Source organism: Bacillus sp. JJ634, assembly GCF_036962285.1.
In the GTDB taxonomy this organism is placed as follows: Bacteria; Bacillota; Bacilli; order Bacillales; family DSM-1321; genus Peribacillus; species Peribacillus asahii_A.
In genome coordinates, this window is the sequence record NZ_JBALMU010000059.1 from 1 (window position 1) to 8,739 (window position 8,739).

Annotated in this window: 6 protein-coding genes; 3 read left to right on the forward strand and 3 right to left on the reverse strand. The window is 34.8% G+C overall.

Features of this window, described 5'->3' with window-relative positions:
• Positions 1-260 precede the first annotated feature (260 nt).
• Both V7068_RS10715 and V7068_RS10720 read left to right on the forward strand, forming a co-directional pair.
• Positions 261-1,202 (forward strand): hypothetical protein, encoded by a 942-nt coding sequence (locus V7068_RS10715; RefSeq protein WP_499712723.1) that lies wholly within the window; start codon positions 261-263, stop codon positions 1,200-1,202.
• A 57-nt stretch (positions 1,203-1,259) separates the two neighbouring features.
• Entirely contained in the window at positions 1,260-1,451 is a 192-nt protein-coding gene (locus V7068_RS10720) for a hypothetical protein (protein ID WP_375350682.1), read from the forward strand.
• A gap of 1,125 nt (positions 1,452-2,576) precedes the next feature.
• On the opposite strand, the gene V7068_RS10725 is transcribed toward V7068_RS10720, so the two are convergent.
• The 3 genes from V7068_RS10725 to V7068_RS10735 all read right to left on the reverse strand — a co-directional run bounded on the left by V7068_RS10725 (position 2,577) and on the right by V7068_RS10735 (position 7,088).
• Positions 2,577-3,338 (reverse strand): 3-hydroxybutyrate dehydrogenase, encoded by a 762-nt coding sequence (locus V7068_RS10725; RefSeq protein WP_499712724.1) that lies wholly within the window; start codon positions 3,336-3,338, stop codon positions 2,577-2,579.
• Between the two features lie 160 nt (positions 3,339-3,498).
• A complete protein-coding gene (locus V7068_RS10730) occupies positions 3,499-4,893 on the reverse strand; it encodes a GntP family permease (RefSeq protein ID WP_499712725.1) in 1,395 nt (464 codons plus the stop codon).
• Between the two features lie 242 nt (positions 4,894-5,135).
• A complete protein-coding gene (locus tag V7068_RS10735) occupies positions 5,136-7,088 on the reverse strand; it encodes an AMP-binding protein (protein WP_499712726.1) in 1,953 nt (650 codons plus the stop codon).
• Between the two features lie 460 nt (positions 7,089-7,548).
• Here V7068_RS10735 and V7068_RS10740 point away from each other — a divergent pair.
• A partial coding sequence (locus tag V7068_RS10740; RefSeq protein WP_499712727.1) for a sigma 54-interacting transcriptional regulator occupies positions 7,549-8,739 on the forward strand: 1,191 nt, incomplete at its 3' end.

Consider the following 8,739-nt stretch of genomic DNA (forward strand, 5'->3'; position numbering starts at 1 on the left):
AAAATACATTTTTGCATTGTATTTTACGTACAAACCTTCACAATCTCTTATAAACTTTAATATAGATATCCAAATTTCTCAAAAGATGCTGTAAATAAAGAAAATAGGGTTTCTCTTATCGGTGAGTTTAAATGTAGAAAAGAAATAAATACGCGATTTAGATTTTCTAATATAGTTAATGAATTTTTAAGATTAGATGGTTTACAATCTATTGTTAGATAGAAAACATTTCGATAGAATGAGAAAAAGGAGGGAAAATAGTGCCTCGCATTAATACTGAGAATGAGGAAAGAAGATCATTTTTTCAATGGATTAATTTTTTAATTCCATATTTATACACTTCGGGGATAATTTTGATTTTAATTTGGATGATACTTGCTTCACTTCTACTTTTCCAAAATACTCTCAAAGAGAATCCAAAAGAACTCTTTTTACAAGCAGAAAAGAATGAATCATCTGAGGCAAAATCCGATGTAAAAACAATAGAAAATCCTTCGAGCAGCAGTTCCCAAGAGAAAGAAACATGGTTAACTATTTTAGTTAAACCTATTGTTGAATCCAATTTTAATAAAATTATCTTTCGAGGACTCTTTTTACTTTTAATTTGGATGCTTTTATTTTTGATACTTCCTGTTGCTTTTAAACGTTTAAAAAGATTTAAGTTTTTCAATATGGAATTTGAAGTAGACAATATTGAGCAAGCAGCTATTGAAACTGTTGAAATCAGCGGAACTAAAGCTAAGCTTATGGCCTATTTGACTAGTGATCATGCGACCGGAAGGACAATTGAATTTTTAAATGATTCAAGCATCGATTATAAGGAGGTATTGGAGTATTTTTTAGCAGAGATTCAAGCGGGATACAAAAATCACCCGCTCCATGCCACGTTTTCATATAATGTATATAACGGAGCTATACCCGAAGAGTTACATGAATTAGTCGAAGAAACTAAAGAAACAGGGGAATCTGCAATTTTTAACAAAAATAATCAAGATAGCATATTAAAAAAGAATTATCTTGTTTTCTATTTTTGTTACGGTGTAGATGAGTATGTTACTGTTATTAGCAGCTATACTTATCCCTTTGATATTTTAGACAGATACCTTTTTGAACTATTACATAATACAATCAGTAAAAATATTGAAAATATCGAGTACATGGTGGCCTTAACAAGCACTGGTGATGACGGAAACGGAACATGAATCTATTCTTGACGAATGAAGGATTGTTAAATATCATTGAATAAAGGAGTGATATATATGAGCAGCGCTAAAACTCCAATTAGAATACAAGATATAAGAAATCGTGCCGCGAGAAAATTGGGTGAAACAAGCACTAACCAAAGTGCTAAACAAACTAACAAAATAACTGGAAGCATGGTTAAACCTATTCACGTTAGTAACACGGATCCATTAGTAAAAAGAATGATACAATACAAAAAAATCAACTAGCATTATTATTCCCCGTTTGTACAATAAAGCGGGGTTTTATTTATTATTTACATGTCTTGAATGTTTTTTAGCGAGTTCTTGCATAATTGGTGAACGCCCTACTAAATCAACTGGTTGTTTTATCGGTAAATACCCAAGATTGATTTCACGTATACTTTTAAATTTTTCCCCACTTAAATACCTTTCATATACCTCAGATATCTTCAAAATTTTCCGCTCACTTTCTTATTTAAACTGCAATCAAATGTATATTCCTATTATATTCACCCCACTTTCCTTTGTATTCACATCAATAAAGAAAAAGTGGTTAGTTTCGAATGCCCCTTCTTATAATCAATTTTCTATATATGTTAGATAAACTTATTAATGCCCTCCTAGTAAATAAAATTAATTTTGAAGCATGTTTAGGGATAACAGCATTAATATGTATTCTATCGATATCTTTTCCAAAATATTACTTTTTTCATTTTGTATGGAATAATCTTTGTTAGCATTACAGCGTTAAAAAGTTTTCTTCATAAAAATCATGATGGTGTTGAAGAAAACTTTAACGAAGGTGTATGAGGTTTTATAAACTTTTCCCAAGAAAAAAAGCCCATATAAATGGACTTTAAGATGATTTTGGTGTGTACCTCAAGTTAAATATGGTGTATCCTCTCGTTTTTAACTATATTAATATATATATTTTTTGGTAAAATGCCAAAAATAACGGGTTATGACTTGTTAAATATTATATTTAAATAGTTTTTGTCGAATTTCACTCAGTCAATCTTATTAAGCAAAATCAAACTAGTTTAATTGAACTAAGTAAGTCTTAAAAATTTTGATATATCAAGGTTTGTTAAAAGTTCAAAATTAGTTCAGTTAAATACGTTTAGTTCAAAAAAATAAGTACGTTAGCAAAATGGTGAGTAAATGGTCTGTAATACTATATATATGAATAAATCTCGAAAATCATAAAAAAGCCACTAACACTCAAGTTTAGTGGCTTTTTTAAACTTATTTAATTGGAATAAAAGACCCTATTTTTTCTTCTTCCCCATTATATATAACACAAGGGAGTACGGGTCTCCGACTACTTTTGCTTCGTAAGCGCTCATTCTCTCCCCTATCACGCCCATCTTTTTACCAACCACCCGAGACACTTAAACAATCTCCAGTAATAGCAGCTGCCTCATTAGAGGATAAAAAAACAGCAACATTGCCTATTTCAGATGGCTCCAGTATACGTTTCATAGGCTGTTTTCCTAAGATGTGCTTCTCAAGTGCTTCTTGTTCTGAGGTCCCATCTTCCTTGGCCAATTTTGCTAACTGTTTCTCAACTAATTCTGTTCGAACTGCTCCAGGCATAATGGCATTTACTGTAATACCTGAATTTGCTGTTTCTATTGCAACTGTACGAGTGAAACCAACAACGCCATGTTTAGCAGAAACATAAGCAGATTTATATGGAGAAGCCATTTTTCCATGTACCGATGAAATATTAATAATACGACCATACTGTTGTTCTTTCATAAAAGGAAGCGCATACTTAGTCATTAAAAACGAACCTGTGAGCATGACATCAATTAAAAGTCTCCATTTATCTACAGGAAAATCTTCAACTTTATCAATATGCTGCAATCCTGCATTGTTTACCAGTACATCAATGGTTCCACGTTCAGCTGTAAGCAATTGAACAAAGTTCTTTATATCTTCTTCATCTGTAACGTTCACTTTATAACCTTTTGCATTTTGCAACTTATTCGCTGCACTTTCTGTAGCTGGCAAGTTTATATCACAAATAGCAACAAAGTCACCATTATGTACGAATGCTTCTGCTATGGCATAACCAATCCCTTGAGCTGCACCAGTTACAACGACTGTTCGTTCTTTTTTTGTAGACATATTGATCCGCTCCATTCTTAATAAAAAATTGTTTTTTCTTCATTACTGAGTTTGACCTTTTTAACTTGAACATCTTACTTTTCAATTTGGATTTCAAGTAAAACTACCAATCTAGTAGAAGGATACCAATTACAGATTCTTTTTAGCGAACGCATTAAACTTACACAATCCCAAAAAGATAATACACTCCAATAATGAAGAATGCTGCAATCGTTTTAATAATTGTCAATACAAAAATATCAAAATAAGACTGTTTATGTGTAAGCCCCGTAACCACTAACAAAGTTATGATCGCACCACTATGTGGTAATGTGTCCATTCCACCTGATGCCATAGACGCAACTCGATGAAGCACTTCAGGCTCAATACCAAACTTTTGTGCTTGTTCAAGATATTTCTCACTCATTGCTGCAAGAGCAATACTCATCCCTCCTGAGGAGGAAGCTGTTATACCTGCTAGCGTAGTTGTCGTTACCGCTTCATTTACAAGAGGATTTGTAAACGTATTAGACATTGCTTGATTAATAGTCTTAAAACCAGGAAGCATAGAAATTACAGCCCCATATCCATACTCGGAAGCGGTGTTAATTGTTGCGAGTAACGCACCACCAATCGCTACATTAATATTGGAATTAAAATTCATTTTCATCTGTTTAAAAGAGAATACAATTACTGTTACTATCCCAAGTACAAGCGCACCTTCAATCGCCCAAATCGATGTTTCCTTTGTAATATCAACTACATTCACGTTTGCAAGATCAATCTTCGTAAAGTCAAACTGTGTTCCATAAAATTTCGGAATCAAATTTGTAAACACTCTATTGAATACTCCTACTATGATAAGAGGCAGTATGGCAATAAAGAAATTTGGAAGTTTAACATCTGATATCTGTTGTGGCTCGTTTTTATGATCGCTTCCATATCCTTCTCCAGCTGCTTTTGCTTTTCTTCTTCGCCATTCCAAGTAAATCATACCTACTGTGAAAACAAATATAGCTCCAATAACCCCAAGCCAAGGAGCAGCCCATGTTGTCGTTTTAAAAAAAGAAGTTGGAATAATATTCTGAATTTGCGGTGATCCTGGTAAAGCATCCATCGAAAATGTAAATGCCCCAAGAGCAATTGTAACTGGAATTAACCTTTTTGGTATGTCTGCAGCTTTAAACAATTCTGCCGCAAATGGATAGATAGCAAAAACGACAACGAATACTGAAACTCCACCGTATGTTAATATTGCCCCAACAATCACAATCGCTAGCATAGCTCGACTTGTTCCAATGACTTTAACAACAGTATTCGCTATTGATTTTACAAAACCCGACATTTCCATTACTTTTCCGAAAATGGCTCCTAATAAAAATACGGGAAAATAACTTTTGATAAAACCTACCATCTTATCCATAAAAATTCCAGAATAAAATGGCATCACATAGCCTGGTTCTGTTAATAAAACCGCAAATAATGCACAAATAGGTGCAAATAAAATAACACTGAAACCACGGAAAGCAATAAACATTAGGAAAAACAACGATAATAAAATAACAACAATTTCCATATATTACCTCCTTTTACAATCTATTAAATAATCACTCGAGCTTTTAAACCTAACATTTGATTTTTCTCATAAAGCGAATTTCCATCAGTAGGTTTTTTTCTATATCCCCCACTGATGGTTAGTGTGACTTATCGGACATTTATGGGCAGTTATCCTTATCGCTTCACTTCTTGTATTAATCAAGGTGGCTTCCATCTAGTTAATGTGGGATAAATCGTAACTTACTCAATATAGGAAGGCTATTATTTAATGATAGAATCTAGTAAACGTATATTCTCAATTGCATCCGGATTTTCCAAAGATGATAAGTCACCGCTCTCTAAATTTAGATAAGCAGCTCGAATAGCTCTGCGAAGAACTTTTCCATTTTTCGTTTTTGGAAGTTCAGCTACAAAATAAATTGATTTCGGACGCATTGCCTTCCCCATATGCAACCCTATTAAATCTAAAAGTTCACTTTTTATATCATCACTTTCTAAACTGCCTGAATGCAAGACAACAAAACAAACTGGCGCAACCCCTTTTACCTCATCCGGTACACCAATTGTTGCTGCTTCTAAAACACATTCATGCTTTTGTAAGACGGCTTCCATCTCTGAAGGTCCTAGTCGCTTGCCAGCAATATTTAATGTATCATCTGATCGGCCTGTAATTGTCCAAAAACCATCTTCATCAACAATAGCCCAATCTCCATGAACCCACGTATCCTGCCAACGATTCCAATAAGACTGCTCATACCGTTCTCGTTCTTGCCAAAAACCCTTTGTCATGCCAACCCACGGTTTTTTCATCGATAATTCACCCAAGGAGTTTTGAACAGAATCACCAGTTTCAGATAACACATGTACGTCCATACCAGGTACTGGTGAATTAAATGTAATTGGGGTAATCGCTTTCACAAGAACATTTGTTAAAATTCCACCAGAAATTTCAGTTCCCCCTGCATAATTAATAATCGGGAGTTGACTCTTTCCTATTTTTTCAAAAAGCCATACCCAAGATTCACTATTCCAAGGCTCTCCAGTTGATGTGAAAACCCTTAGATTTGTCAGATCATAATTCATTTCATGAAAATCTTCCTGTTTCATCAATGAGCGAATAAGAGTAGGAGATACGCCTAAATGGGTTACTTGATGATCCGCTGCTAGTTTCCATAATCGATCTGGGTTAGGATAATCAGGAGAACCTTCATAAAAAACAGCTGTTGCACCGTTTAATAAGGAACCAAATAATATGACTGGACCTGTCAGCCACCCCATGTCAGCCACCCACAATAGTCTATCACTTTGTTTTAAGTCCATCCCAATTCCAACGTCCAACGCTGCCTTGATAGGAAAACCAGAATGTGTATGTACTGCACCCTTTGGCTTGCCTGTCGTTCCTGAGGTATAGATCAGCATCAATGGATCTGAGCTTTCCATGACTTCGGTCTTAACATCAGTAACTTCTGTTGATTCAAGTTCAGCCCAATCCATATCTATGCCTTCTGACCAAGGGATTTCACGGTTCAGACGACGCACTACCACAACTTTTTCAATAGATGACGTCATGTCAACTACTTTATCTACCTCTTCTTTCATCTTTATTACTTTATTGCGTCTCAAAAAGCCATCTGCAGTAATTAACATCTTGGCCTGTGCAGCATCTACACGTGTTGCTAGTGCTTCTGCACCATAACCAGAAAAAGCGGGAGAAAATATTGCACCGATCTTGCCAGCAGCTAATATAGCAACAGCTGTTTCAGGTATCATTGGCATGTATATACAGATTCGATCTCCCTTTTCAATTCCTTGGTTCTTAAGTCCTTGGGCAACCCGATCTACCCAAGAGCTAATATCAGCATACGTATATTTTCTAATCTCTCCATCTTCACTTTCCCAAATAATCGCTAATTGATCAGCTGTTTCGGGATTTTTCGCCCATTTATCAAGAACGGTTTGAATAATATTAATTTGTCCTCCCTCATACCAATTGGGATATTTGATTCCTTCTGATAGATTGAGAACGTTTTCATACGGTTGTATCCATTCAATGCCAAGCTCTTTTTCAACTTCTCCCCAAAACCATGCTATATCTCGCGTAGAATCATCAAAAAATTTATTATAATCAGAATATCCAAGCTGTTCCATCCATTGATAAAGTCGTGTGGATTCAATATATTCTTGACTTGGTTGCCATAAAGGTTTATTATTCATTTTTTCCCCCTTTTTTGATTCTTCAGACATTTAAATAGATAGCTTGCCACTGACAAATCTCCCTTTTTCTAAACATCATTCCATTTCTCCCATATTTAGAAGCGTAATAAATAATTGAACGGCCGATAATTCCCCCCTTAGATTAAAGCCTCACAATGTTTCATATAAAAGACTTGTCTCTAGTAAATGTCTTCATCAACTTATAATGCAATTACCGTGCCGATTTGGCATAAACTTACAAAAAGAAGAAAATTTGAACCATAATTAAAAGTGACATAACGTTATAGAGGTGGTGACTTTACATTTTTTCAAGAACTTTCCCTATTCCTAAGAAAAGTGTCATTCACTTTATTAAAAGATTAAGAGGTGAAAATAATGTAAAAATTTCTTGAATTTACCAAAATAGAATGTATAATTTTCTTTACAGTGACAAAAAAATTGTACAGATTAGGAGGCTACCATGACATTTTCATTACCATCGGTGAAGGAAGCAGTTAAATACTTTCTAATGGATACGTCATTCGGTCCATTTCACATTGAACAGAAAAATGGTGAATATTATTATCGTTCAACAGAGAATGAACCTGGGCTTCTATGTAAAATTGTATATGCTGAGGATGATTCACTCTCATCTTTAATTCAGGCATTTCGTCACCATTCCACAGTCGTTATTCTTGATACAAACAAAAATCCTATAGTCTGTGCCACAGCTGCACAAATGATCAATTTTCTTCATAACTCTTACAATCAATTAAAAGCATTCTATGAAACTGTTATTCAAACGACTGATTCATTAGTTACCGTCGTTGACGATAACGGGATCGTGTGTACATTGACAAAAGGAGCAGAAATAATGTACTCAGCCAACTATCAAGAGATAGTTGGCTCCCCGATTACTAATTTTTTTGACCCTAAAAAACTCGCAATCTTTCAATCGCTTTATGAAGGAAAAAGTACTAAAGGAAAGTACCATCAGCCTCGTTCTGATTTGTTTATCTTACTTAACACGAATCCAGTTTATTTTAATGGACAGATTATCGGTGCAGTATCAGCGGTATCAGATGTGACGAATCAAGTTGTGCTTAATGAAAAATTATTTAATTTGTCTAATAAATTACATCGCTTAGAGCAAGAAGCAGCAATGTATAAGAACTTATCGGATCCATTTCAATCGATTAAAGGGAAAAGTGCCGTACTACAGGAAACAGTAAATCTAGCTAGAAAAGTATGTTCTGTTAAATCCACCGTTCTAATCCTTGGCGAAAGTGGTGTTGGGAAGGAAGTGTTTGCGAAAGCTATTCACGAAGCAAGTGAAGAACCAAGCTCACCTTTTATTTCAATTAACTGTGGTGCCATATCAGCGTCTTTATTTGAAAGTGAATTATTCGGCTATGAAAGAGGTGCCTTTTCCGGTGCTGATAGTAAAGGTAAAAAGGGGAAAATAGAACTAGCAAAAGGTGGAACTTTATTTCTTGATGAAGTAGGAGAAATGCCGCTCGACATGCAGGTAAAGTTCCTACGGGTACTTCAAGAACAAAAATTTTACCGTGTTGGTGGAGAAAAGGAAATCAAGATCGACTTCCGCATTATCGCTGCTACAAATCGTAGTTTACTAGATTTAATGAAAGAAGGCATGTTTCGTGAAGATTTA